Annotated in this window: 31 protein-coding genes; 15 read left to right on the top strand and 16 right to left on the bottom strand. The window is 64.1% G+C overall.

The annotated features are described in order from the left end of the window. Nucleotides 1-30 precede the first annotated feature (30 nt). The 3 genes from NGM99_RS17730 to NGM99_RS17720 are packed head-to-tail and all read right to left on the bottom strand — an operon-like array spanning nt 31 to nt 2,079. Nucleotides 31-654 carry a glycosyltransferase family 29 protein gene (locus tag NGM99_RS17730; protein WP_252821363.1) on the bottom strand — a complete coding sequence of 208 codons (624 nt, stop codon included), beginning with the start codon at nt 652-654 and terminating at the stop codon, nt 31-33. Next, the gene (locus tag NGM99_RS17725) at nt 651-1,040 is read right to left on the bottom strand and encodes an SET domain-containing protein (protein WP_252821361.1); all 390 of its coding nucleotides are present in this window, start codon (nt 1,038-1,040) and stop codon (nt 651-653) included. The genes NGM99_RS17730 and NGM99_RS17725 overlap by 4 nt, the downstream gene beginning before the upstream one ends. Nucleotides 1,041-1,053: 13 nt before the next feature. Continuing rightward, the gene (locus tag NGM99_RS17720; RefSeq protein ID WP_252821359.1) at nt 1,054-2,079 is read right to left on the bottom strand and encodes a hydroxyacid dehydrogenase; all 1,026 of its coding nucleotides are present in this window, start codon (nt 2,077-2,079) and stop codon (nt 1,054-1,056) included. Nucleotides 2,080-2,305: 226 nt separating this feature from the next. Between NGM99_RS17720 and NGM99_RS17715 the strand changes: the two genes are divergently transcribed. Beyond that, nucleotides 2,306-3,100: a sugar phosphate isomerase/epimerase family protein gene (locus NGM99_RS17715; RefSeq protein WP_252821357.1), complete on the top strand. Its 795-nt coding sequence runs from the start codon at nt 2,306-2,308 to the stop codon at nt 3,098-3,100. Between the two features lie 9 nt (nt 3,101-3,109). Next, a complete protein-coding gene (locus NGM99_RS17710; RefSeq protein WP_252821354.1) occupies nt 3,110-3,880 on the top strand; it encodes an SDR family oxidoreductase in 771 nt (256 codons plus the stop codon). Here the strand turns inward: NGM99_RS17710 and NGM99_RS17705 are convergent. Next, entirely contained in the window at nt 3,872-4,486 is a 615-nt protein-coding gene (locus NGM99_RS17705) for a TetR/AcrR family transcriptional regulator (RefSeq protein WP_252821352.1), read from the bottom strand. The genes NGM99_RS17710 and NGM99_RS17705 overlap by 9 nt on opposite strands. Before the next feature lie 108 nt (nt 4,487-4,594). Here NGM99_RS17705 and NGM99_RS17700 point away from each other — a divergent pair, with 108 nt between their 5' ends. From NGM99_RS17700 to NGM99_RS17690, 3 genes are read left to right on the top strand one after another with little or no spacing between them, the layout of a single operon-like run. Beyond that, nucleotides 4,595-5,194, top strand: a complete 600-nt coding sequence (locus NGM99_RS17700; protein ID WP_252821350.1) for a CDP-alcohol phosphatidyltransferase family protein — start codon at nt 4,595-4,597, stop codon at nt 5,192-5,194. Further along, nucleotides 5,191-5,850: a lysophospholipid acyltransferase family protein gene (locus NGM99_RS17695; protein ID WP_252821348.1), complete on the top strand. Its 660-nt coding sequence runs from the start codon at nt 5,191-5,193 to the stop codon at nt 5,848-5,850. Before NGM99_RS17700 ends, NGM99_RS17695 begins: the two co-directional genes overlap by 4 nt. After that, the gene (locus NGM99_RS17690; protein ID WP_252821347.1) at nt 5,850-6,776 is read left to right on the top strand and encodes a phosphatidate cytidylyltransferase; all 927 of its coding nucleotides are present in this window, start codon (nt 5,850-5,852) and stop codon (nt 6,774-6,776) included. The genes NGM99_RS17695 and NGM99_RS17690 overlap by 1 nt, the downstream gene beginning before the upstream one ends. A gap of 4 nt (nt 6,777-6,780) precedes the next feature. On the opposite strand, the gene NGM99_RS17685 is transcribed toward NGM99_RS17690, so the two are convergent. Then, complete coding sequence (locus NGM99_RS17685) at nt 6,781-7,236, bottom strand: L,D-transpeptidase (RefSeq protein WP_252821345.1); 456 nt, start codon at nt 7,234-7,236, stop codon at nt 6,781-6,783. 261 nt (nt 7,237-7,497) lie between these two features. Here NGM99_RS17685 and NGM99_RS17680 point away from each other — a divergent pair, with 261 nt between their 5' ends. Next, complete coding sequence (locus NGM99_RS17680; protein ID WP_252821343.1) at nt 7,498-7,647, top strand: hypothetical protein; 150 nt, start codon at nt 7,498-7,500, stop codon at nt 7,645-7,647. Nucleotides 7,648-7,652: 5 nt separating this feature from the next. Here NGM99_RS17680 and NGM99_RS17675 read toward each other — a convergent pair whose 3' ends face one another. Beyond that, entirely contained in the window at nt 7,653-8,327 is a 675-nt protein-coding gene (locus NGM99_RS17675) for a response regulator transcription factor (protein ID WP_252821341.1), read from the bottom strand. A gap of 96 nt (nt 8,328-8,423) precedes the next feature. On the opposite strand from NGM99_RS17675, the gene NGM99_RS17670 reads away from it, so the two are divergent. Continuing rightward, the gene (locus tag NGM99_RS17670) at nt 8,424-9,137 is read left to right on the top strand and encodes a response regulator (protein ID WP_252821339.1); all 714 of its coding nucleotides are present in this window, start codon (nt 8,424-8,426) and stop codon (nt 9,135-9,137) included. Between the two features lie 145 nt (nt 9,138-9,282). Further along, the gene (locus NGM99_RS17665; protein WP_252821337.1) at nt 9,283-11,331 is read left to right on the top strand and encodes an ATP-binding protein; all 2,049 of its coding nucleotides are present in this window, start codon (nt 9,283-9,285) and stop codon (nt 11,329-11,331) included. 14 nt (nt 11,332-11,345) lie between these two features. On the opposite strand, the gene NGM99_RS17660 is transcribed toward NGM99_RS17665, so the two are convergent. From NGM99_RS17660 to NGM99_RS17635, 5 genes are all read right to left on the bottom strand, one after another. Next, nucleotides 11,346-11,747 (bottom strand): hypothetical protein, encoded by a 402-nt coding sequence (locus NGM99_RS17660; protein WP_252821335.1) that lies wholly within the window; start codon nt 11,745-11,747, stop codon nt 11,346-11,348. A gap of 132 nt (nt 11,748-11,879) precedes the next feature. After that, on the bottom strand, nt 11,880-12,794 hold the full coding sequence (locus NGM99_RS21815) for an N-acetyltransferase (protein WP_353937435.1): 915 nt from the start codon (nt 12,792-12,794) through the stop codon (nt 11,880-11,882). Next, on the bottom strand, nt 12,791-13,780 hold the full coding sequence (locus tag NGM99_RS17645; RefSeq protein WP_289852536.1) for a ring-cleaving dioxygenase: 990 nt from the start codon (nt 13,778-13,780) through the stop codon (nt 12,791-12,793). The genes NGM99_RS21815 and NGM99_RS17645 overlap by 4 nt, the downstream gene beginning before the upstream one ends. 192 nt (nt 13,781-13,972) lie before the next feature. Then, complete coding sequence (locus tag NGM99_RS17640; protein ID WP_252821333.1) at nt 13,973-14,911, bottom strand: PRC-barrel domain-containing protein; 939 nt, start codon at nt 14,909-14,911, stop codon at nt 13,973-13,975. Between the two features lie 240 nt (nt 14,912-15,151). Further along, a complete protein-coding gene (locus NGM99_RS17635; protein ID WP_252821331.1) occupies nt 15,152-15,319 on the bottom strand; it encodes a hypothetical protein in 168 nt (55 codons plus the stop codon). A gap of 174 nt (nt 15,320-15,493) precedes the next feature. On the opposite strand from NGM99_RS17635, the gene NGM99_RS17630 reads away from it, so the two are divergent. Continuing rightward, on the top strand, nt 15,494-16,984 hold the full coding sequence (locus NGM99_RS17630) for a sensor histidine kinase (protein ID WP_252821329.1): 1,491 nt from the start codon (nt 15,494-15,496) through the stop codon (nt 16,982-16,984). Between the two features lie 57 nt (nt 16,985-17,041). Here NGM99_RS17630 and NGM99_RS17625 read toward each other — a convergent pair whose 3' ends face one another. Continuing rightward, entirely contained in the window at nt 17,042-17,536 is a 495-nt protein-coding gene (locus NGM99_RS17625; RefSeq protein ID WP_252821327.1) for a hypothetical protein, read from the bottom strand. Nucleotides 17,537-17,573: 37 nt separating this feature from the next. Beyond that, nucleotides 17,574-17,861, bottom strand: a complete 288-nt coding sequence (locus NGM99_RS17620; protein WP_252821561.1) for an ElaB/YgaM/YqjD family protein — start codon at nt 17,859-17,861, stop codon at nt 17,574-17,576. A 358-nt stretch (nt 17,862-18,219) separates the two neighbouring features. Between NGM99_RS17620 and NGM99_RS17615 the strand changes: the two genes are divergently transcribed. Next, a complete protein-coding gene (locus NGM99_RS17615) occupies nt 18,220-18,621 on the top strand; it encodes a response regulator (protein ID WP_252821325.1) in 402 nt (133 codons plus the stop codon). A 15-nt stretch (nt 18,622-18,636) separates the two neighbouring features. Here NGM99_RS17615 and NGM99_RS17610 read toward each other — a convergent pair whose 3' ends face one another. Together NGM99_RS17610 and NGM99_RS17605 are read right to left on the bottom strand one after the other, a co-directional pair. Then, nucleotides 18,637-19,185, bottom strand: coding sequence for a sigma-70 family RNA polymerase sigma factor (locus tag NGM99_RS17610; RefSeq protein WP_252821323.1), 549 nt, complete (start codon nt 19,183-19,185; stop codon nt 18,637-18,639). Nucleotides 19,186-19,188: 3 nt separating this feature from the next. Then, nucleotides 19,189-19,383, bottom strand: a complete 195-nt coding sequence (locus tag NGM99_RS17605) for a NepR family anti-sigma factor (protein WP_252821321.1) — start codon at nt 19,381-19,383, stop codon at nt 19,189-19,191. Between the two features lie 377 nt (nt 19,384-19,760). On the opposite strand from NGM99_RS17605, the gene NGM99_RS17600 reads away from it, so the two are divergent. From NGM99_RS17600 to NGM99_RS17580, 5 genes are all read left to right on the top strand, one after another. Continuing rightward, a complete protein-coding gene (locus NGM99_RS17600) occupies nt 19,761-20,555 on the top strand; it encodes a response regulator (protein WP_252821319.1) in 795 nt (264 codons plus the stop codon). Nucleotides 20,556-20,682: 127 nt separating this feature from the next. Further along, nucleotides 20,683-20,850: a DUF1328 family protein gene (locus tag NGM99_RS17595; RefSeq protein ID WP_252821559.1), complete on the top strand. Its 168-nt coding sequence runs from the start codon at nt 20,683-20,685 to the stop codon at nt 20,848-20,850. Between the two features lie 153 nt (nt 20,851-21,003). Continuing rightward, the gene (locus NGM99_RS17590) at nt 21,004-21,945 is read left to right on the top strand and encodes a PAS domain-containing sensor histidine kinase (RefSeq protein ID WP_252821317.1); all 942 of its coding nucleotides are present in this window, start codon (nt 21,004-21,006) and stop codon (nt 21,943-21,945) included. Between the two features lie 282 nt (nt 21,946-22,227). After that, complete coding sequence (locus NGM99_RS17585) at nt 22,228-22,401, top strand: hypothetical protein (RefSeq protein ID WP_252821315.1); 174 nt, start codon at nt 22,228-22,230, stop codon at nt 22,399-22,401. 114 nt (nt 22,402-22,515) lie between these two features. Further along, entirely contained in the window at nt 22,516-22,767 is a 252-nt protein-coding gene (locus NGM99_RS17580) for a YMGG-like glycine zipper-containing protein (protein ID WP_252821313.1), read from the top strand. Between the two features lie 62 nt (nt 22,768-22,829). On the opposite strand, the gene NGM99_RS17575 is transcribed toward NGM99_RS17580, so the two are convergent. Then, entirely contained in the window at nt 22,830-23,618 is a 789-nt protein-coding gene (locus NGM99_RS17575; RefSeq protein WP_252821311.1) for an ATP-binding cassette domain-containing protein, read from the bottom strand.

Below are 23,618 nucleotides of genomic sequence, written 5' to 3'. Positions count from 1 at the left end.
TGGCTCCAATTAGGCGGGCGGGGCTTAGCTCTATTTTTCCGCCGCGTCGATGATGTGGATCAACTCTTTTTCCACGCGGCTTTCAACCCATCGCCGCTCGTCGCCCCAGGCATGGCGGCGCCAGCCCGACCATGAGAAGCCGCAGAGTTCGAGGCGCCACCGATCCATTGGGAATGTGTTGAGCGCGTGCCGGATGCCGAAAAAACCGGTGGACGGGAAGATCTCGTGCATCTTCTCCTCCGGCACGCCGAGTTCGCGGCAACCGTCGAGATAGAACTGCACCGGCATGATGCGGATTTCCTTGCCCGCCGCGCCGAACTTCTCGATTGTCGGCAACGTCCAGTCGGTGCGACGGCCTTTCAACCGCGACAGGAGGTTGGGCGCACGGAAATAGCGGCGGATGATGGCCGGGTGGTAGGCCAGCATGATCTCGCCCGCGTTCTGGAAGATGGCGGAAGGGATCAGCTTGGGGTCACGCAGCCGCCGCTCCATCGGCTTGCCGGAATTGGCCATGATCAGCCGGTCGGTGCGCGAGCCGCTCATGCCGATGCCCTGCTTGGGCTCGTTGAAGCGGACGACGAAATCGGCCGTATCGACCACTTCGCCCAGATCGCGCGAGAGTGGCCCATTGCCGACGACCACCAGCCGCTTCATTCGGCGGATCTGCCGGGCAAGAGTTCGAACGCGCCGTAGAACTCGCCGTAATCGCAGGTGATCTCCTCGCCCGCCGCGATGTCGCGCAGGGCGATGCCGCCGCCGCTTGGGGGGAAGCCGCCATTGGGGTCGTCCGAATGGTTCATGAAGCGCCCGCTATCCACTTCGAAGATCAGGATGTCGGGATCGTCCTGGCTCGGATAGGCGTAGCGGTCGAGGAGTTCGCGCAAGACAGGCTCGGCCTGGTCGTAGACTGTGCGCGGGATCAACCGGTCGAAGCTGGGTTCGAGCCGCCAGATCTCGGTGCCCCGGGCGAGCGGCTCGGCGGCGAAGACGCCGACGCCTTCGATGGCGCTCGGGCCCACATAGGTTCGCACGAGCATCATGGCCGGCTGCCTCTCAGTTGCGCGTCACGGGCTTGGAGCGCATGCGCGACACGGTTTCGCGCTCGGCGCGCTTTGCTTTAAGCGGCGGCAGGCCCTGGTCGAGCAGCGCCATGTCTTCGAGCACCATGTCGCCCATGCGTTTGAAGGCGATGTCGAGCGCGCCTGCGCGGTGGGCCGAGCGCAGGAAACCGGGAAGCGTGCGGACGGGGTGGTCGAGGGCCAGGGGCTCCTCCGGGAACACATCGCTCGCCGCCACGATGTGACCGGCGCGCACCGCATCCATCAGCGCCTCGAAATCGACCACGCCGGCGCGCGAAAGCAGGATGAAGGCAGCACCCTTTCGCATCGAGGCAAAGCTTTCGCGGCCCAAGAAGCCTTGGTTCTCGGATGTCGCGGAAGCCACCACGAACACGGTGTCGCTTTGCGACAGCACGGTTTCGACGTTTGCCGGCTCGACGCCCTGATCGCGCAGGGTGGAAGCGGGCTGCCAGGGGTCGAAGACGCGGACTTTGGCGCGGAAGCCCGAGAGCAGACGGTTCAGCGCACGGCCGAGGTCGCCGAAGCCGATGATGCCGATTTCCGAACCCGACAGGAGCCGCGCCGATCCGTTGCCGTCGCCGCCCCACAATTCCTTGCCTTCGCGGAAAAGGAGGTCGGCATCGGTGAAGCTGCGGGCGAGATCGAGCGCAAGGCCCAAGCCCAGTTCCGCGACCGGTTCGGCGAAGACCGCACCGGTCGTCACCACATGGATGCCGCGCCTGAACACCTCGTCATAGGGCATGTTGAGAAAGAGGTTGGACTCGACGTTGAAGATGCAGCGCAGCGATTTGAGCTTGGCGAGCGCAGCCCCATCGAGCGGTGGCTGGCCGATGATGTAGCGCGCTTCGCCGAGCACATGGTCCGACAGCGTCGCCACCTCATGCGCCTCGCATTCGAAGATGTCGTAGCGCTCATGAAGGGCGGTGCGGGCATCGTCGGAGAAGATCAGGTCGAGCGAACGCGGCTCGGGCGCGCTGATCACGAGGGGCTTTTCGCTCAAACTCTTTCTCCTCCAGGATTTGACGGTTAAGAGGGCCTGACACAGTCCCAGGGTTGAGGACCGTTGAGGGATTTTTTGTTGCTGCAAGGCACCGAGCACAGCCTATGCAGCGCATAGGCGAGCATCGGCAACGAAGCAGCAGCGGAAAAGACCCGACGGGCCGACCGCCGGGGCTGTGTCAGGCCCTCTAAAAGCCTGCCTTTCGGGCCGATGCAAGGAAATTCGAATGAGCACTTTGGGTCTCGACGCCACGCTCGTTTCCCCCGATCAGGACCCCGGCCGGCTGGAGCGTGAAATGGACCGGCTGGCCGAGCATGGGATCGGCGCGCTGGAGATCAGGCTGGAGCGGCCGCGAAGCGTCGATGCGCGCCGTTTGCGCGGGCTGGCCGACGCCGCGCGCTTCGAGCTTTCGGCGGTCTGCGACCTGCCCGCGCTCTTTGATCCGCAGGATTCCGCCGACGATGCGCTGGCCCTTCTCGAAGGGGTGTTTCGCGATTGCGCGGACCTCAACAGCCCTGTTCTGGGCGGCATGCTTTATGGCGTGCGGGGCAATCGGAAGGCGCAGGGGCAGCGCGCGCTCGACAAGGCGACACGCTTTCTGGAGCGGGCGGCGAAGGCCGCGCTGGTCTATGACGTGCGTCTCGCGGTCGAACCCGCCAACCGCTACGAGACGCGCCTGTTCAACCGTGCCGAGGATGCATTCAGGGCGGTGGAGCGGATCGGCAGCGAAAACCTCGTGATCGCGCTCGACACCAGCCACATGCATGCGGAGGAAAAGAGCTTCGCTGCAGGCTTCGAGACGGCGGCGCCCTTTCTCGCGAGCGTGAGACTGGCCGAGGCCAATCGCGGCGTGCCGGGCAGTGGCATGGTGGATTGGACGGCGGTGTTTGCGAGCCTCGACACGATCGCGTTCAACGGCTCCGTCACGCTGTCGGCAGAGGCTCGTCTCGATGAAGTGCTGGAAGAGGGCTTGCCGCTCTTGCGCGAAAAGGCCGGGCGCTTCACGCTCGGGCGGTCTTGAGGAGTTTCCATGCCCGATCTCAGCCTGTTCGATCTGACCCATCGCACCGCGCTGGTGACGGGATCCTCGCAAGGCATCGGGCTTGCGCTGGCGCGCGGGCTTGCCCGTGCCGGTGCGAGTGTCGTGCTCAACGGCCGGGATGAAACCAAGCTGGCCGAGGCGGTGGCGACGCTGAAGGCGGACGGGCTCGGCGTTCAGGCCATTTCTTTCGATGTCACCAAGCATGATGCCGTACGCGAGGCCATCGACGGCTTCGAGCGGGATCGCGGGCCCATCGACATTCTCGTCAACAATGCCGGCATGCAGCATCGCGCGGCGCTCGAAGACTTTCCCGCCGACCGCTTCGAGGCGTTGTTGCAGACCAATATCGCTTCCGTCTTCCATGCGGGCCAGGCGGTGGCGCGCCATATGATCGGTCGCGGCAAGGGTAAGATCGTCAACATCGCCTCGGTTCAGGCGGCCCTCGCCCGAACTTCGATCGCACCCTACACCGCGACCAAGGGTGCGGTTGCGAACCTCACCAAGGGCATGGCGACGGATTGGGCGAAGCATGGCTTGCAGGTGAATGCGATTGCGCCCGGCTACATGAAGACGCCGCTCAACAAGGCGCTGGTCGAAGACCCTGCTTTCACGGAATGGCTGGAGAAGCGCACGCCGGCCGGGCGCTGGGGCGAAGTCGAGGAACTGGTCGGCGCCTGCATCTTCCTCGCCTCCGACGCGTCGAGCTTCGTGAACGGCCACACGCTTTATGTGGACGGCGCGCTCACCGTTTCACTTTGAGGCCGATACGCCGTCGCAGAAGGCGTTGACGATGAAGCTGATCTCGCCCGCCACCTGATCGCGCTCGACGGCCATGAAGCGGCGCTGCTGGCTGAGCGACACGATGCCATGCACGGCAGAGAACAGCGCCCGCGCATGCGCCTCGATCACCGCCGGATCGCCATCGGGCAGCAGCGCGCGCAAGGGTGCGACGATGGCCGCGAGCAGTCGGAAATGCTCGGGCGACTGCGGCGGCTCGGCGGCCTCCCCCTGCCGAAAGCCGAGTTCGAAGATCGCCGACCAGAGCTTCGGGTTTTCCCAGACGAACTGCGCATAGGTCGTGCCGAGCGTTGCGAGCGCGCGCTTGGGGTTGTCGCGCGCCTGCGCCGCCTCGAAGGCTTCGGCGACCTCCCCCTCCAAACGCTGCAGCGTACGGGCATTCACGGCAGCGGCCAGCGCGTCCATGTCGGGGAAATGGAGGTAGATGGCACCCAGCGCGCAGCCCGCCTCCTTTGCCACATCGCGGGCGCGCAGGGCGCTCAAGCCCTCATGCGCGACCATGCTCTCGGCGACCTCGACCAGGGTCTGGCGCAGGGCTTCACGGCGTTCCGAAACTTTTCCGACCATGGGGCTTGCGCTTCCTGAACAATGTTCATATAAATATGAACGTCGTTCAATATCTGGTGTCGGACGGAGCCCAAGTCAAGGCTCGCGACAGGGAAAAGGACCCGCAACATGGCGACTCTTTATCAACTCAAGCCACGCTTCCAGGGCCTCTTGCGTCCGCTCACCGAGCGGCTGGCCGACGCCGGCGTCACCGCCAATCAGGTAACGCTGGGTGCTGCCGGCCTGTCGGTCGCGCTTGGGGCACTGCTTTCCTTTGCCGGTGACATCCGTCCGCTCTTTCTGCTGCTGCCGCTCTTCCTCTTCATCCGCATGGCGCTCAACGCCATCGACGGGATGCTGGCCCGTGAGCACCGACAGGCCTCAAAGCTCGGCCAATATCTCAACGAGTTGTGCGACGTCGTGTCCGACGCGGCCCTCGCTTTGCCCTTCCTCTTCGTCGCGCCCTTCCAGCCCTGGGCCGTGCTTGGCTTCATCTTCGTGAGCTTTCTTGCCGAGTTCGCCGGCGTGCTGGGCCAGGCCGCGGGCGTTGGGCGCAACTATGCCGGGCCGCTCGGCAAGAGCGACCGTGCCTTCGGCATCGGCGCGCTGGGCTTTCTTGTCGGCTTCGGCATCGACTTCACCGAAATCTTCCTGATCGCCTTTCCGCTTCTGACGCTCCTCGCGCTCGCCACCGTCGCCAACCGCGTTCGCCTGGGCGTCCAGGCATGAGCACCGAGAGTTTTTTCGCGCGCGCGCTGCGGCGCACGGCTGCCGCGGGCTTTGCCGGCCTCGCCCGCACGATCACCGGCGTCCGCCCCGTCTGGGCGGGCACGGCACCCTCGGCGAAACAGCGGATTTACTTCGCCAATCATTCGAGCCACGGCGATTTCATTCTGCTTTCGTCCTGCCTGCCGCCCGCCGAACGGTTGCGCACCCGCGCGTTGGCGGCAGCCGACTATTGGAGCAAGAGCGCTGTGCGCCGCTTCATCGCGACCGACCTGTTACGCTCCGTGCTCGTCGAGCGCGACAGGGAAAAGCGAATGGGCGATCCCATGCAGGCGATGCTCGACGTGCTCGATCGCGGCTGCTCGCTGATCATCTTCCCCGAAGGCACCCGCAACACCGAAACGGAAAAGGGCCTGCTGCCCTTCCGCTCCGGTCTGTACAATCTCGCGGTGGCGCGCCCCGAAATCGAGCTCGTGCCCTGCTTCATCGAAAACATGTCGCGCGTGCTGCCCAAGGGCGAATTCCTGCCCGTGCCGCTTCTCTGCCGCGTGGTTTTCGGCGCGCCGATCAGGCCCGAACCAGACGAGGAACGCCGTGCCTTTCTTGAACGCGCCCGACTGAGCCTTGCCGCGCTCGACCCCAAGGAGCCCCGCTCATGATGCCTGAGACCACATATCTGTTCGGCGGCCTGCTCGGCACGCTGACGGTGGCGAGCCTCGTTTCCACCCTTCTGTCTGCCCGGGCGGGAACGCCCGACGCCACGCTGGTCAATCTCGACGAGCGCATCAAGGCATGGTGGGTGATGATCGCGGTGCTGGCGGCCGCCATCCTTGCCGGCCCCTACACGGTGATCGGGCTTTTCGCGCTGGTCTCGTTCGCGGCTCTCCGCGAGTTCATGACGCTGACGGTGTCCCGCCGCGCCGACCACTGGCCGCTCTTCGCGCTTTTCTTCGTCGCCCTCCCCATCCAGTACTGGCTGGTCTGGACGAACTGGTACGGGCTTTTCGCGATCTTCGTGCCGGTCTGGTGCTTTCTGTTCCTGCCGGCGCTGACCGTGTTGCGCGGCGACACGGAGAACTTTCTTTATCGCGTGGCCGAGCAGCAATGGGGCGTGATGGCGACCGTTTATTGCATCTCGCATATCGCGGCCCTCGTCTGGCTGCCGATTGCCGGTTTCGAGGGCAGACAGGTTCTGCTCGTCGCCTTTCTTCTGGTCGTGGTGCAGGGCAGCGACGTGCTGCAATATGTGTCGGGCAAGCTGTTTGGCCGCCACAAGCTGGCGCCGAGCGTGTCGCCGTCCAAGACGTGGGAAGGGCTGATCGGCGGTCTTGTTCTGGCGAGCCTTCTGGGTGCGACACTCTGGTGGCTCACCCCCTTCACGCCGCTTCAGGCCGGTGGCGTCGCCCTGGTCTCCTGCCTGATGGGCACGCTCGGCGGGCTGGTGGCGTCCGCCATCAAGCGCGACCGCCGCGTCAAGGATTGGGGCCACCTGATCGAGGGCCATGGCGGCATGATGGACCGCGTGGACAGCCTTGTCTTCGCAGCCCCGATCTTCTTCCACCTCGTCCGTTACGGCTGGACGTGACGCCTCACTCGGTGATCACGATCGCGGTGTTGGCGATCCCGAAGGTTTCGACCAGCGTGAAGAAGTCGGCCGCATTGTCGGGGTGAAGCCGGACACAGCCATGCGAGGCCGGGCGACCGAGCTTCTTCACCGCATCGGTCGCATGCACCGCATAGCCATGAAAGAAGAAGACGGAGTGCGGCATCGGCGCGTTGTCGTACTGGCGCGAATACCACATCTCGTGCAGCCGCGTCGGCCTGAACGTGCCGGTCGGCGTGCTGTAGCCGCGGCCGGCCGTCGAGACTTTCCAGCTGAACGCCTCACGCCCATCGACCAGCACGAGCATTCGCTGCGCCGAGATGCTGATCCGGGCCACCATCTGGCTGGCCGCCTCGGCACGGCCAGCACCGAGAAGAGTGGCCGCGCCGATCAGAACGGCACCGGCAAGATTGATCAGTCGCGAGAATGAGAAGGCAGGCATGGATCGTCCCCTTTGAAGCGAGGCGTCCCCCGACGCCGATGCGGGGCTTGTCCATTAACCATGTTTCGCCGGCATGCCGGCTTCCGGTTGCATTCGTTTCGCGCGCGTTTCGCAATTAAACGAAACTCAGGGCTGGGCGGGCCAATGAAACGAAACCGCGCCCACAGCACCCGTCCGGAAGCGTCAAACCGTTACGTTGCCGCAGGATAAGCCGGTCATCGAAGCCCACCGGGCAAGTTTCGAATTCAACGGAGGACCCTCATGAATCGCCGTTTCGCAGTTTCGGTTTTATCGACGCTCCTTTACGTGCAGGCGCTTCTCGGCTTTGCCGGTCTTGCCAGCGTCGTCATCAAGCATGAGCGGCCACCGGTTGAGGTTGCCGCGGTGACGCTCGACCATGCCATCCGCTGAAGCGTTCAGCGGCCCGGCGGGTCGAAGCGGTAGCCGCTGCCGCGCACGGTCGCGATGGTGTCCGTGTCGAGCTTGCGCCGCAGCCGCGCGATGCGCGAGTCGATCGAGCGGTCGAAGGCATCCGTGTCCTCGGCCGGAGCCGTCGCGATGATCTCCTCGCGCGACAGCACGCTGCGGGGCCGCGCGGCGAACAGGCGGAGCAGCGTCACCTGACCCGGCGAAAGCTGCTCCTCGCGGCCCGAATGATGCATCACGAGTGCCGCGCTCAGATCCACGGTCGCGCGCTCTAGCATGATCAGCTCGCCGCGCCTTAAACCCCGCCGATGGGCAAGCCCGCTGATGCGCGCCGCGAATTCGCGCGGGGCGATGTGGGGCTCGATGATGTCGGAGGCCCCGGCCTCGAGCGCCAGCACACGCTCCACGAGATCGCCTGAGCGCGCCACGACCACGAAGAACGGCGCCTGCGGATCGCTCGCCTGCGCGAGGAGATCGAGAAGGGCTGTGCGCGCAAGCGTGGGGCCGAGCACGACGATGTCGGGCTTGTCCTTCTCGATCAGCCGCGACGCCATCAGCGCTTCGGCCTCGGCACGAAGCACGAAGCCGCGGCGTTCGAGATGGTCGCCCATCACGGTGCCGGTTTCGTTCTCCCACCCCACCAAGGCGACGACCGCGCGCTTCATCCCATCCTTTTTGCTGAACAAAGAAACCAGCAACCCACTCTGGACACCTCTTCAATGCCCGAATTACTTTCTTTCCCCAAGGGAAGCGAGAAAAACATGCGCGCGCGGATCGCCGTTGTTGAAGACGAGCCCGATCTTCGGGAAGCGGTCGCCGAATATCTGACGGCGAACGGCTATGACGTGGAAATGGCCGAAGACGCCGCCGCCATGCGCAAACTTGCCGCCACGCAGGCCTTCCATCTCGCCATTCTCGACATCGCCATGCCGGGCGAAGACGGGCTTTCGCTCGGCCGCTGGCTGCGCGGACAGATGCCGCTCGGGCTGATCTTCGCCACCGCCGCCGGCACCTCGCTCGACCGCATCGTGGGCCTGGAACTCGGCGGCGACGATTATCTCGTGAAACCCTATGACCTGCGCGAGCTTCTGGCGCGCGTCCGCAGCGTGCTGCGCCGGGTCCCCGCCGAGGCGGCGGCAGCACCTGAGAGAGATGGCAGGGAAACCACACGGCGCACGATTCGCTTCGGCGCCTTCGAGGCCGATCTCGAAGGCCGGCGCGTGATCGGGCCGGACGGCACGGTGGAACTGGCGAAAAGCGAGTTCGACGTACTCGAAGTGTTTCTGGCGCGTCCCAACCGGCTCTTGAGCCGCGCCGCGGTGCTGCAGGCCGTCGGGCTGGATGACGAGAAGGACACGTCGCGCGCGCTCGACATCCGCATCATGCGGCTGCGCAAGAAGATCGAGGACGATCCGGCGACCCCGCGTTTTCTGCGCACGGTGCGCGGCGAAGGTTATATCTTCGCGCTCACGTGAAACCGCCATTCCAGTGAAGGCGAAAGTGCCGGTCGAATTTCGCGGGCTTTTCTCTCGACCTTCCGTTATGTAAGCGGCCGATCCGCATCATTCTTCAAGAGCACCATCAAGGTGCCGGGAGCGGCGGCGCGATGGGACGGTGTGCATGGTGGAGGGGATTTCAGCACGTGAATCCGGTGGCGGCCTCACGGCTGCCACGGCAGCCCTCGCCCGCCATCTGCGCCGCGACAGCTGGCGGACCGATCTGGGCGACGCGCTCGGTCGCTTCGGCCGCGTGCTCGGCGTGCACCGCATCGTGCTTTTCCGATTTCAGGAAACCGACGACCACGTCTTCATCCAGTCCATCGAAGCGATCTGGTCGAACCCGGATGTGCCCGGCGCCGAGGCGAAGCCGACGGAGATCCCGCAAGGGGTGGTCGCGACCGACCCTTATCTGCAGCATCTCTCCACGCAGAGCCGGCACGGCATTCCCTTTGTCGCCATGGTGCGCGACGTGCCCGGCTATCTCGGCGAGGACCTGCGCCGCCAAAGCGTCAAATCCGTGCTCGGCTTCCCCATCTTCGCGAATGGCCATCTCTGGGGCTCGCTCGGTCTCAACGACTGCCTCCATGAGCGCGATTGGACGGCGGACGAACTGGGTTCCGTGGAGCTGATTGCCAACATCATCGGCGAGGCTGCCGAGCGCTCCTCGTCGGACGCGCATGTGAGCGAGGTCATTCGCACGGCACTCATCCAGGCCTCGCTCGATGCCGTGATCGTCATCGACGAGACCGGCAGCATCATCGAGTTCAACCCGGCGGCCGAGAAGATGTTCGGCTTTTCCAAACAGCAGGTTCTGGGCAAGGACCTGCTGCATACCGTGGTGCCGCCTTTCTACCGCAAGGGCTACGCGACGGGCGGCGAATATATGTCGGGCCGGGGCGCACCGATGCTCGGGCGGCGCATGGAAACGGTGACGAGCAATTCGGACGGCGAAATCTTCCCGATCGAATTGACCGCATCCGAGGTGCGCGTCGCGGACCGCCGCCTGATGCTGGGTTCCATCCGCGACCTGCGCCCGCAACGCGCGGCAGAGGACGAGATCACGCGCCATCGCGAGCGGCTGCACCAGAACGAGAAGATGGCGGCGATGGGCTCGCTTCTGGCCGGCGTCAGCCACGAGCTCAACAATCCGCTCGCCGTGGTCGTGGCGCAATCGACGTTGCTGCACGAATTCGCGGGCGATCCGCAAACCAAATTGCGCGCGGAAAAGGTGCGGGCGGCGGCCGAGCGCTGCGGACGGATCGTGAAAAGCTTCCTCGGCATGGTGCGCCTGCGACCGCCCGAGCAATCGGACACCGACCTGAACACCGTGGTGCGCGCGGCCCTCGAAGTGACCGCCTACGGCGCACGTTCGAGCGGGATCTCCATCGACACGGACCTGGCCGGCGAACGCCTTCTGGTGAAAGGTGACGCCGATCACCTCACGCAGGTGGTGGCGAATTTCCTGGTCAACAGCCAGCACGCGCTGGCCGGACGGAGCGGCGAACGGCGCATCAAGGTCAGAACCTTCCGCAAGGATTCCGTCTGCGGTTTCGCGGTGGAAGATAGTGGACCCGGCGTGGCCGATGCCATCAAGGACCGCATCTTCGAATCCTATTTCACCACCAAGCCGGTCGGCGTCGGCACCGGCATCGGCCTGTCGATCTCGCGCTCGATCGTGGAGCGTCATCACGGCACGGTGCGGCTGGAGGACGCCGAGCCGCATGGGGCGCGCTTCGTCGTGGAACTGCCCGCCCTCGCCCAGACCGCGCAAGGTGCCCAGACGCCGGAAGCGCCGAGGCGCGAGTTGCGCCATGCGCTGATCATTGACGACGAGCCGGATGTGGCAAGCTCACTCGCCGATATTCTCGAATTGATGGGCGTGAAAGCGCGCGCGACGGCCACGTGGACCAGTGCGGAGGATATGCTGCGGGAGCCCACCGATCTGATCTTCAGCGACTTGCGCATGCCTTGCGCGGATGGCGCCTCGATCTTCCGTGCAGTGGTCGAGAAGCGACCGGACCTTGCCAGCCGCTTCGTGCTGGTGACAGGCGATCTCCTGGGCGCCCGGGCGGAGATCGATCGGCTGCCTCACGGAATGCGCCCGCTGGTGCTGGAGAAGCCGTTCTCGACGCTCGATGTCCGCAGTGTGCTGGCGCAGGCGGGCGACTAGACCCGACCGTCCAATCAGTACACGTTCGGGGTTTGCGGCTGAAGCTCGGGCCCCGCGACGATGATGCGGGTTGGTCGGATCAGATGCGTGCCAGATTCGCGTGAGATGGTCGAAAGGCAGGTCATGGTTTCCCGCCCCCAGGCCTGGCCGCGGCAGGCCTCCTCCGCCGTGAGCTCGGTCACGCGGGCGCCACGGCCGGTCTCCACGTTCTGCGAAACCGTCAGCGGCGCGATATCGGCATAGATCGAGGAGACAGCGGCGAAGGCCGAGGATCCGGAAGCCGAAAAGAACGCCAGCCCTGCGACCACCACCGAAAGAAGAAGCACGGCCAGAACGAGAGGCTGCTCGCGGCGACGCGTGCACGCGGCGTTCCGGGACGGCGTCTGGATGGCGGATGAGTTCGCGAAAAGAGGCATGGTCGTGTCGCTCGGCGGTCTGCTTCGGTTAGGCACGGCGGCACAGCTAAACGAGAACCGTATCGGCCCCGCGCTTCGCTGCGCGGGACCTGTAACGAAACCGTAACCTCTCGGTTCCGTGAGTCGTTCGTGTTAGCCTCGGAGGAGGTCGCTCCATTCGGGATGGCGCCGGAACTGCGCGGCGACATATGAGCAGAGCGGCACGACCGTCAGGCCTTCCGCGCGAGCATCCGCGACGGCGCGCAGTGTCAGCTTCTCGGCCAGCCCCTTGCCGCGCGCGACCGGCGGCACGAAAGTGTGGTCGATCACCATTTCGCCGGCATCACTCCGGCCATAGGTCAGCTCCGCCCACTGCCCCTTGCCCGCTGCCATGCGATAGCGGCCACGCGTGCCGCTTTCTTCCCGCTCGATGCCAGTCTCGGTGCCGGTCTCGGCGCCGGCGAAAGGTGAGAGAAAGCGCGACACGGCATCGATCTCGCTTTGCCGCAGCTCGTGCCCGCCGGGATGCCACTCAGCTGTCACATCGGCACCGGCCTCTTCGAGCCATGACACGAGCCGGTGGGTCAGCGCCGGCGGGCAGATGGGATCGCGCTCGCCGGCCGTGACCAGCACCCTGCGGCTCGAGGCGCTCTCGCCCCATTCGGGCGCGAAGGGGATGAGCGGATGCAGAAGCACCAGCGCCTCGAAGAGCGACGACTTGGCGAAGAAGCTCGAAGCAAGGATGTTCGCCCCGTTCGAGTAGCCCAGACCGATCACGGCCGAAGCGCCGCGTCGCGCCTTCTGATCCTCGATGAACCCCACCATCTTGGCCGTCCCGCGTGCGAGGTCGTCCATGTCGTAGACACCCTCGCCCGTGCGTCGGAAGAAGCGTGCGGCACCGCCCTCGGACACATCGCCCGCAGGTGCGACCATCGCGGCGCCCCCCAAGACAGCGCGGCCGAGCCCCAGCATTTCGTTCGGCCCGCCGCCCGTGCCGTGGCAGAGAACGAGAAGCGGCGCGCCGGGCGCTGCGTCGGCTTCGAGAAAGCGATAAGAAACCTCGCTCATGCCATGTCCTCCCCGTCGCCGCGCGCGGACGTGCCGAGCGGCCTGTCTTCGAGCGGTTGCAGCTGCTTTTCGAGGATGGCCCGCAGATGCTCATGCTGGCTCGGCAGCTTCAGCGCTTCGCCCAGATGCGCCGGGTCTTCGTCCCGCGCAAAACCCGGATCGTTGGTCGCCACCTCGAACAACACGCCCGCCGGGGTGCGGAAATAGATGGCGCGGAAATAATCGCGGTCGATCGACGGCGTCACCTGCGCGCCGAGTGCCACCAGCGCATCGCGCACCTTGGCCTGCGCCTCGGCATTCTCGACGGCGAAGGCGACATGATGCACCGAGCCGGCACCCTGCCGTGTGAACGGCGCGTCCGCGCTCTCTTCCAGATCGATAATATTCGCGCCGTTGCCGCCATCCCTGACGAACCGCGTGATATTTCCGTCCTGCCCCCCCTCGCGATAGCCCATGAATTGGAGGATGGCGGAAATGCCTTCGGCCTTGCGCAAGAGAAGCGTGATGCCGTGGAAGCCGCGAATGGCGATATCCGCTGCCACCCCGTTGCCGGTCCACGGCTCTCGCGGATCATCGGCGCGCTCCACAAGCGACAAGCCCTCGCCGTCGGGGCCTGCGAACTCGATCCCCGCTTCACCGAAGCGCAAAGTGTCCTCCACTTCGATCCCTTCGGCCGCCAGCCTGTCGCGCCAGAAGGCAAGGCTGCCGGCGGGCACGGAAAAGCTCGTGCGCGATGCCGCGCCCACACCTGTCGTGCCGCGCGCGATGTTCGGAAAGGGGAAGAACGTCATCACCGTGCCGGGCGTGCCCGCGCCATCGGCATAGTAGAGATGGTAGACATCGGGCGCGTCGAAATTCACCGTCTGCTTGACGCGGCGCAGGCCGAGAACTTCCGTGTAGAAACGGTTGTTGCGGCGCGCATCCTTTGCCATCAGCGTGACGTGGTGCAGGCCTTGGATCAGCCCGCCGATCGTCGTGTCGGTCATCGCGGTATTCTCCTGGAGCGCCGCCTGATGCGGCGCTTGTCGGCTCTTGATATGGCGAACCGAGCCACGATGTTCATGTCTCGGATGACGAATGGACTGTCGCCTTTTTGGACGCAAGACAACAAAAAAGCCCGCGCCGCAGGAGCGGCACGGGCCTCCGATCCGACCAAGGATCGATAAGACGAAGAAGTCTTACTGCACGGTCAGACGCTGGGCGTCACGGTTGGTCGCATAGGTGCCGGCGTCGTAAGCCGTCTGAGCTTCCAACTGCTCCTTCGTGAAGTTGGTGTAGAGGTAGCGGTTGTCGCTGCCGTCCTGCATGAAGGACAGCTTGTCCATGCCGACCGCGACCGTCTTCGCACCCATCCCGAGGAAGCCGCCGACGTCGATCAGCACGGCATCGACCTTGCCGTCGGCCGTCAGGACGATATCGCTGATCTCGCCGACATTCTGATCGTTCGCGCCGTAAACGGTGGTGCCGACGAGGTTGTCAGCCGTCAGCTTGTCGGCCGGCACTTCCTTCAGCGTCGAGCGATCGATCGCAGCGGTCTGGGTCTGGTCGGGCGTCGCGGCCATGTTGTTGGTGGTGTTGGTCGCATTGGCCGCCGAGTCGGTCGCCGGAGCGGCAGGCTGAGCCGTGGTAGCCGGCGCCATCGCAGTGGTCGACGAGCCGGAAGCATCGGTGTTCTGTGCAGTGTTCGCAGGCTTCGCGTCATAAGCGGCGCGATCGAATGCCGGCAGAGCCTGCAGAGCGTCCTTCGTCGAGGCGGTCACCAGCCAGCGGTCGCCGTTGCGCTCGTTCCAGGACAAGTCCTTGTAGTTCAGCGCGACGTTCTTTTCGCCGATGCCGAGGAACCCGCCGACGCCGACCACGACGGACTCGATCTGACCGGAATCGCTGAGAACCAGATCGTTCACGTCGCCGATCTTCTCGGCGTTCTCGGCGGTGCCGTTATAGACGTTCTCGCCGATGAGGTTGGTGGCGAGATGACCTTCGGCCGTGCCGACGGCAGGCGTGGTGGCTTCAGTGGCAGCCGGTGCTGCCGGAGCAGGCGTGGTGGCCTCCTGCGCGAATGCGCCGGTTGCGAGCACGGTGGCGAAGGCTGTTGTGGCCAAAAGCTTGCGGATCATGATAAGCTCTCCTTGTGCATTGTCATGCTTGAATGGGATGCACCGCCGCGTCTAGGGCAACCGTTGCAGGGCCTGCCCGGCGCGGCGACTACCTTTTACAAACACATCGACGCTGCATAGGTTCCTTTGTTCGGATCGGCCTGCCAAGTTTTGTGGCTTCCGTTGGGTGCATTCGGGACTGTCGGCGACACATACGAAAAGGCCTCCCGAAGGAGGCCTGACCGCGCCCTGCGAGGATCGTCAGTTCGCTGTGTCGAGCTGGGTCGGCTGGTTGTCGATGCTCTGGCCGTAATATTCGACCGCGAACCAGCCGATCGCCGCCAGAATGAGCGCCACCACGAGAATGATCAGCACAGTGGATCCCCGACGGCCCTGGCGCGCGCGTTCTTCGTTCACAATCTTGGACATATCCGCTTCCTTCACGATGGGAGGCCGTTGGGGGCCGAAACTTGTGATTGGAATGCGCTTGCACGACACAGGTTCCGTCCGTTACCACGCCACTCTTCGGAACACTGAAACAGCGCCACAACTTCCAGGGATCGGCGAGACTTGTCGCTTGCGATAGACATATCTTCGAAACACTTGCCAGCCTCGGTCGCCGGCATCATCGGTGACAGCGCTCGACTGGAGGCGCTGCGCTCGCTGCAGCTCATGGATAGCTCGGGCGATAATGATTTCCAGATACTCGCCGCAGCGGTCGCCCATCTCCTGAAGCTGCCGGTCGCGGTTGTCAGCGTCATGGACGACAGCCGCCAATGGTTCAGCGCCTGTTTCGGCGCGGAGCTGAAGGAAACGCCGGTCGAAACCTCGTTCTGCGCCTACACTCTGGCTCTAGGCGAGATTCTCATGGTCGGCGACACCCATGAGGACGCGCGCTTCCTCGACAACACTCACGTCGTCGGCGAGCCGCATATACGGTCCTATGTCGGCATTCCGGTGGTCGTGGACGGGTTTCGAATCGGCACTTTGGCGGCCTACGGCTTCGAACCTCTCGCGTCGGTCGAAGATGCCGTTCTCGATCAGCTGCGCGGCTTGGCCGGGCTTGCGTCGAGCCTGTTTTCGCTTAAGCACGCCTCGCGCTCGGGCGCGATAGCCAGTCTGGCGCTCGCACGGGAGGAAAAGCGCCGCGGCATCGCACTCGAGGCGGCCGGCCTTGCGAGCTGGGTCTGGGATATCCGCCACCACACCATCGAATGCGACCCGCTTCTGCCCACTTTGTTTGGGTTCGAGCCGGCCACCGAAATCCGCGCGCGCACCCTTTTCGCGACCATCGACCGCCGCGATCTGAAGGTCAGCCGTGCGCGGTTCCGGGAGGCCATCGGCACGACCGGGGAATATGAGGGCGAATACCGCATCCGCGACACCGATCCGCCCCAATGGCTGGCGGCGCGCGGAAGAGTGGTCGAACGCGATGAAAGCGGCCAGCCTCTCCTCGTGTTCGGCGTGAATTTCGACATCACCGAGCGCAAGGCCGGCGACGAGCGCCAAAGGCTTTTGCTACGCGAGATCAACCACCGGGTGAAGAACACGCTTGCGACCGTGCAGGCCCTGGCAAGTCAGACCGTGCGGCATGCGAAAAAGCCGCGGGAGTTTCTCGATGCCTTCTCGGGGCGCCTGCAGGCGCTGGGTCTCGCCCATAATCTTCTGTCCGATCAGGAATGGCGCGGCATTGCCATGCTGGATCTGGTGAAGCTCGAAGTCGGCCCCTTCGATGATGCCAAGAACCCGCGCATCCGTCTCGAGGGCCCCGATCTCGTTCTGCCGCCCGACCAGGCCCTGGGCCTCGGCCTCATCCTTCATGAACTCGCGAGCAATGCGCTGAAATACGGCGCCCTGTCCGTCCCGCGCGGCCATGTGGAATTCGGCTGGCGTCTCACCGCGCCTGGGCTGATGCAGCTCGATTGGGTAGAACGCGGCGGTCCGGCCGTCGAGAAGCCGAACCAGCACGGCTTCGGTTCGATCCTGATCCGCCGCAGCCTGGGCAAGGTTCTGGGCAGCCATGTCGAGCACGAGTTCCTGCCCGATGGCGTGAAGGCCACGATCACGCTTCCCCTGACGCCTGAACAGGTCTGATATCGAGGATTGAGGCTCGCTCGGACGAGACAGGCCCGAGCTGCAGCCGACGCCGCCTCAGAGCGGAGGCGCTCCGGTGAACGGGGATGGCGGCGGCATCCTGCGAACCACGGGCCTGGGGGGTCTGCGGTTCTCGCGGAAGATCGCGTAACCAACGGCAAAGGCACCGGCGAGGCCGATCAAAGGGACGGTCTGCGGGCTTGCGATCGCCGTCGGCAGGGAGGAGATCGCAGCCGTGGTGGCCAGGCTCCGCGCTTCGGCCGCACGCCGGGCCTCGTCGATGCGCCGCTTGCGGGTTGATGAAACGCGGTGGGCGAAGATGAAGACGGCCCCAATGAGAATGAATCCGCCGCCGAAGCCCAGTGCTGCCTGTACCGGGCCATACCGGTTCGCGGCCCAGGCGTAAGCCGCAAGCAAGAGGAAGCCTAGGCCCAGGATCAGCAGGATGCCGCCCACGGCATAGGCGGCGACCGCCGCCTTGGCACGTTTCACCGCGATACCGGCTTCGGCCGAAGCCGTGCCAAGGATCATCGATCCCAGCATACTGATCATCGCCCAGGCCCCCTCTCGATTGATGATGCCGGCCGGATCAGCGCCGGGTGAAAAGCGCGAACAGGAAGCCGATGCCGGCTGCGATCGCGAGCGAGGTCACGGGCTTCTCGCGCACCGAGCTCGTCAGCTGGGCTTCGAGATCGCGGGCATTGCTGCGCAGCGCGTCGATCGCCGCTTCGCCCTGCAGGCGCAGGTGATCGACGCCCTCAAGCGCCACTGCGCGGGCTGTCCCGGCGCCATGCTGGGTGGTCGCCGCGAGTTGCTTGGCGAGAGCGGCCACGTCTTCGCGCAGCTGGCGGATGTCGGCTTCGAGATCGGCTGCCATGATGGTCTCCTTTTCGGTTCCGTTTTCGGTTTCGTTGATGTCGAGGATATCCCGCTTCACGGCCACCTTGGTCGGCGCCTTGCGTGCGGAAGCGTGAGATTTGTCTGTTGCCATGGTGCCCCTCCGGCTTGGTTTGGGCTGCTCGGTTTCCGCAGAGGATCAGGAGGGTTTGTGCAGTCTGTCCAGCCCGCTCCGTCCCTTATCCCCTGACACGAAAGGACGGCACAGCCGGTTTTTCTCGGTCTTTCATCGTTTCAGGCGCTGAGCGACCAGAACGTCCCGGCCAACACGTCTTTTTTAAATGACAGCCCATCCGCTCTCCCATCCACTGCAACACCATGACCGGAGTGATTCTGCTTTGACCACTGGCGCGCTGGACGGCGCACGCGTCCTGCTGCTGGAAGACGAATTCCTGATCGCCATGGATGTCGAACAGCTGTGCCGCGATCACGGAGCGGGCGACGTTTCCATCCTGCGCAGCATCAGCGAAACGCAAGGCGACGGTTTCGATTTCGGTGAATACGACGTTGCCATCATCGATGTCATGTTGGGCGGCGTTTCTTCCCTCGCTTTCGCACAGCGTCTCAAGGAGCGCAGCGTGCCTTTCATCTTTGCATCCGGTTACAGCGACGCCGACGAGGCGTTTTCCTCGTTTCCCGACGTTGCCGTGATCAACAAGCCCTATGCGAGCGACGAACTGCTGGGTGCCGTGTCGCGCGCGCTTGAGAGCAGGCAAAGGCGGAATGGCGCAGCGCTTTAGGCTGCGCCAGCACCGTCAGGCCGCGCTCGACCCCATCACCTGCGACGCGATCGCATCCGGTCCGTAGTCGGAATCGCCCGAGATCTTCAGGATATCTTGCAGACGCGTGCGCGCCCGGCTGACACGGCTCTTGATCGTGCCCACCGCGCAATCGCAGATTTCGGCCGCTTCCTCGTAGGAAAAGCCCGAGGCTCCGATCAGGATGATCGCTTCGCGCTGGTCTTCGGGCAGCTGCTCGAGCGCCCCGCGGAAATCCTTGAGATCGAGCATGCCGTGCTGCGAGGGGTGCACCGCGAGACGTCCGGTCATCACGCCATCGCTGTCCTGCACCTCGCGTCCGCGCTTGCGCATCTGCGAGTAGAATTCGTTGCGCAGGATGGTGAAGAGCCATGCCTTCAGATTGGTGCCCGGCTGGAAGCTCTCGTGCTTGTCCCACGCCTTGACCAGCGTTTCCTGCACCAGATCGTCGGCCTTGTCGGCATTCTGAGACAGCGATACGGCGAAGGCACGAAGGCTCGGGATGGCGCCCAGAAGGTCCTTTTTGAAACCCTGAGAAACGGCCATGGATCAGCCTTCCTTGCGCGAGGTTTCCGCGCCTTCGAGCTGACTCAGGAGTTGCGCGAAGCGGTCGGGCACATCGTCGGACACCAGTTCATCGTAGTATTGCCGCAGCTTGCGACCGATCTCCGAGTTCGTACCCAGCGGATCGACGCGGCCGGACGCCTTGCCGGCATCCGCTACGCCTTTTTCGTCATCGCTCATTCGTTCAATGGCCCCAATCACCCTGAAGGACGCGCACCCTTGTTCAACTCTTGCCGGCTCTGCGAACCAGGCAGGAATATCCCGCCTGATCGACCGCCGCCCAGCCTTCCGGGAAACATAGGCAACGGCGAAATCTTCTGCCAGCATGCGTCGGGAACAAAACCGACCGGTCGCGCTTGAAGTACAACCTCCCCGTTGACTTCACCCGGCTGGATTCGATCCCCAACCGGCCTCAAACGGTGCGGGCGCGATTTCGTTCCTTGTTCAGGAACAATTCAGGTGAAAAGGCGTTTGGTGTATGGGCAATGGGGCTGGACCAAGGGCACCCCATGCCCGAAGCTCTGTGCTTGAAGTCGCGTTGAGGGAGAATTTCCAATATGAGTTTGTCCGCCACTATTGCGCCGCACCTGCCTTTTCTTCGGCGCTTCTCGCGGGCGGTTTCCGGTTCTCAGGCCAGCGGTGATGCCCTCGTTGCCGCGATGCTCGAAGCCCTGATCGCAGATACCAGCATTTTCCCCAAGGCTTCCAGCGACCGCATCGCACTCTACAAGGTCTTCGCCAAGCTTTTCACCTCGGTCGCCATCCGTGTGCCGCAGGAATCCCCGACCTCGATCTGGGAGCAGCGCGCGGCAGCCAACCTGACGGCCATCGCCCCTGCCCCGCGCCAGGCCTTTCTGCTCGTCGCCGTCGAAGGCTTCGATGAGCGTGAGGCGGCCGAGGTCATGGATGTGAGCGAGGAAGAATTCTCCAGGCTTCTGACCGAAGCCAGCAACGAAATCTCACGCCAGGTCGCGACGGACATCATGATCATCGAGGACGAGCCTCTGATCGCGATGGACATCGAGGAAATGGTGGAAAGCCTCGGCCACAATGTGGTCGGTGTCGCCCGCACCCATGCGGAGGCGACCGCGCTGTTCAACAAGGCGCACCCCAAGATGGTCTTGGCCGACATTCAGTTGGCGGACGGTTCGTCGGGCATCGACGCCGTGAACGAGATCCTGTCCTCGACTTCGGTGCCGGTGATCTTCATCACGGCTTTCCCGGAGCGCCTGCTGACCGGCGAGCGACCGGAACCGGCTTTCCTTGTCACCAAGCCGTTCAATCCGGACATGGTGAAGGCATTGATCAGCCAGGCGCTGTTCTTCGATCGGCAGGCGAAGGCGGCGGCCTGAGCCGCTCCGCCTTTCAGGTCTCAGCGCAGGTGTGGCAACCGCTCCTTCTCGGGGAAGAGGGCGGAACGTTTTGTCGCGGCTGCCGTTCCTCGAACTCATTCCCCGACAAACCTTAGGAGGCACGGACATGTTGTACTGGGCATTGGTGTTTCTGGTTGTGGCCATCATCGCTGGCGCGTTGGGTCTCGGCGGCATTGCGGGCGCGTCCGCAGGCATCGCGCAACTGCTGCTTTTCATCTTCCTCGCCTTCCTGGTGATTTCCGTTCTGGCGGGTTTTTTCCGCCGCGCTTCCTGACGCGCATAGTCAGGCACTATGGGACCGCATGATCAATCCGAGGATGCCGCGCCTCCGCGGCATCCGATGATGGGGGATCGATTGGTTCCAACGTCGCCAGCAGATCGGCCAGAAGATCGGAAAGAGGAGCCGCAGGAAAATCGATCGGTTGAAATGAGCCTGTCGCTGGCAGCCCGCCATACCGGCGCGACTGTCCTGCTGCAGAACACCGAACTGAAGATCGTGTGGGCTCTGAATGTCCCGAGCCTTTGGAAGACCAGTCTTCTTGGCGCATACGATGGTGACTACCTGCCTGCAAGCGAAGCAGCGCGGCTGACCGAGCTCAAGCATCGCGCCTTGGAGGACGGCCAGCCCAGCTTCTGCGAGCTGCAGATTACGTCGCCGGTGGCGCATTGGTTCAATGTCTGGATCGATCCTCTTCGCAATGAAGAAGGTCTGGTTCAGACGATTGCGACGACCATGGTCGATGTGACCGAGCAGAAACAGCGTGAGCGCGCGCTTCACATGTTGCTGCGCGAGGTGAGCCATCGGTCGAAGAACCTCCTCGCCATCATCCAGAGCATCGCATCGCAGACCGGTCGCTTTTCCACGTCCATCGACGGTTTTCTGAACCGGTTTCGTGGCCGGCTGCAATCGATCGCGGCCTCCCAGGATCTGGTGACGCTTTCCAACTGGCGCGGCGCCCAGTTGCGCGATCTCGTGGCCAACCAGGTCGAGCGGTACCTCCCCACCGGAAAATCGCGGATCGACTTTGCGGGGCCCGATCTCCATCTCAACCCCAATGCCGCGCTGCATATCGGGTTGGCGTTGCACGAATTGGGCGCGAATTCCTTGAGTTACGGGGCGCTGGGCCAGGCTGATGGTCGCGTCGACATCGTGTCCGAGATCATCAGCGAGGAAGCTGGCGAGCGGAGCCTGAACCTGCTTTGGCAGGAGGATGTGCCGATGGCCGAGTTCGACGGCATCGAGAAGCGTTTCGGCACCTTGACGCTCGAGCGCGTCGTGCCCGCTTCGCTTCGCGGACACGCCACGCTCGTCATGAGTGAAGGCGAGCTGCGATACGAATTGACGGTCCCCCTCAGCACGATCGACTGAACCGCATCCTGCCTCTTTCCTATCCTTGCTTCTCACGCGAGACCAAAGAAAAAGCCGGCCCGCGAGGGACCGGCTTTGAGGGTTGAGAAGGACGGAGGGGGATCGTCGTTCTCAAAAAGAAACGTGCCGCGAGGGGTGGGGGTTGAGAGGCAGCGGCAACCGCTTCATGCGCTGTTAATCCCAAAGAATGAGATGGGTTCCACCGATAGCCGAGAAAAATCGGTCATAAGGAACTGTTAATCTCTGATGCCGTTACAACGAGACGGTGCGGAGGAAACGCCAATGGTCGCTGAAGTCCAGAACTTCGAGCATGCAGCTCGGCTCTCGATGGCATCGTTTCCTGACGACGAACCGGCCGCCACCCGCACGCCCTTTTGGTTCTCGCATTACGCACGCATCAGCGCCTTCGCGGTTGCCGTAATCGGAACCGGGATCATCGGCTTCACCTTCATCTGAGCTTTTTTGCCGGGCGTTGAACAAATCGCCACATGGTGCGTTGAGGGCTGGCGAGAGGGCAGATGTGAACCATCTGCCTGGACCGGCAAAACGATCCAAGTGAGGGAGTTTTCAATGAAGAAGTTCATGCTTGCCCTGGGGCTGGTGACCACGCTCGGCGTGACCGGCTGCACCACGGCCGAAAAGACTGCGACGGCTGGTGCTGTCGGCGGCGCTGTGATCGGCGGCATCGCCGGCGACACGACCGGCGCGCTGATCGGCGCAGGTGCCGGTGCGGTCGGCGGTTACCTCATCGGCAAGGCTGCCGATCCGGGCTATTGCCGCTATCGCGATCGCCGCGGCAACGTCTACACGGCCCGCTGCTGATCCGAGCCGAGGTTCAAACGGAAAAGGCCCCTTTCGGGGCCTTTTTCTTTAGGGTTCGACGTTCAGGCGGCGAGCGTCATGGCGCCCGGCCCCGGCACGGCACCCGGCGGGCATTTGCCGAGGATGATCATGCCGAGCACTTCGTCCTGCGTGACATCGCTGGTCCGTGCCGTGCCGACGACGCGCCCGTTCTTCATCACGCAGACGCGGTCGGCCAGATCGAACACATCATGGATGTCGTGGCTGATCAGGAAGATGCCGATGCCTTCCTTCTTGAGCTGCATCACGAGTTCGCTGACCTGCGCGGTTTCCTGCGGTCCGAGCGCCGCCGTCGGCTCGTCCATGATCAGGATGCGCGCGTCGAAAAGGATCGCGCGCGCGATTGCCACCGACTGGCGCTGGCCGCCCGACAGCTTCACCACCGGCTCCTTGAAGCGCTGGAAGCGCGGATTGAGCCGCCCCATCACCTCGCGTGCCTTGGCTTCCATCGCGGCATCGTCCAGCGTGCCGAAGGGTGTCATGATCTCGCGGCCGAGAAAGAGATTGGCGGCGGCATCGACATTGTCGGCGAGCGCGAGCGTCTGGTAGATCGTCTCGATGCCGTATTTCTTGGCGTCGCGCGGGTTTGCGATCGACGCCTCTTCACCATTGACGAGGATCGTGCCGGCATCGCGCTTGTAGGCGCCCGACAGGATCTTGATCAGCGTCGATTTGCCGGCACCGTTATGGCCGAGAAGTGCGACGACCTCACCGGGATAGAGGTCGATCGACGCCCCATCGACCGCACGGATGCCGCCGAATGCGATCGAGATGTCGCGCATCTCGACGAGCGGGGCTGCGTGATTGTCCAT

The sequence above is a fragment of the Mesorhizobium liriopis genome, from assembly GCF_024053505.1.
Classification (GTDB): domain Bacteria; phylum Pseudomonadota; class Alphaproteobacteria; order Rhizobiales; family Rhizobiaceae; genus Mesorhizobium_B; species Mesorhizobium_B liriopis.
The sequence above is the reverse complement of the archived record's forward strand: the minus strand, read 5'-3'. Positions and strand labels throughout refer to the sequence as shown.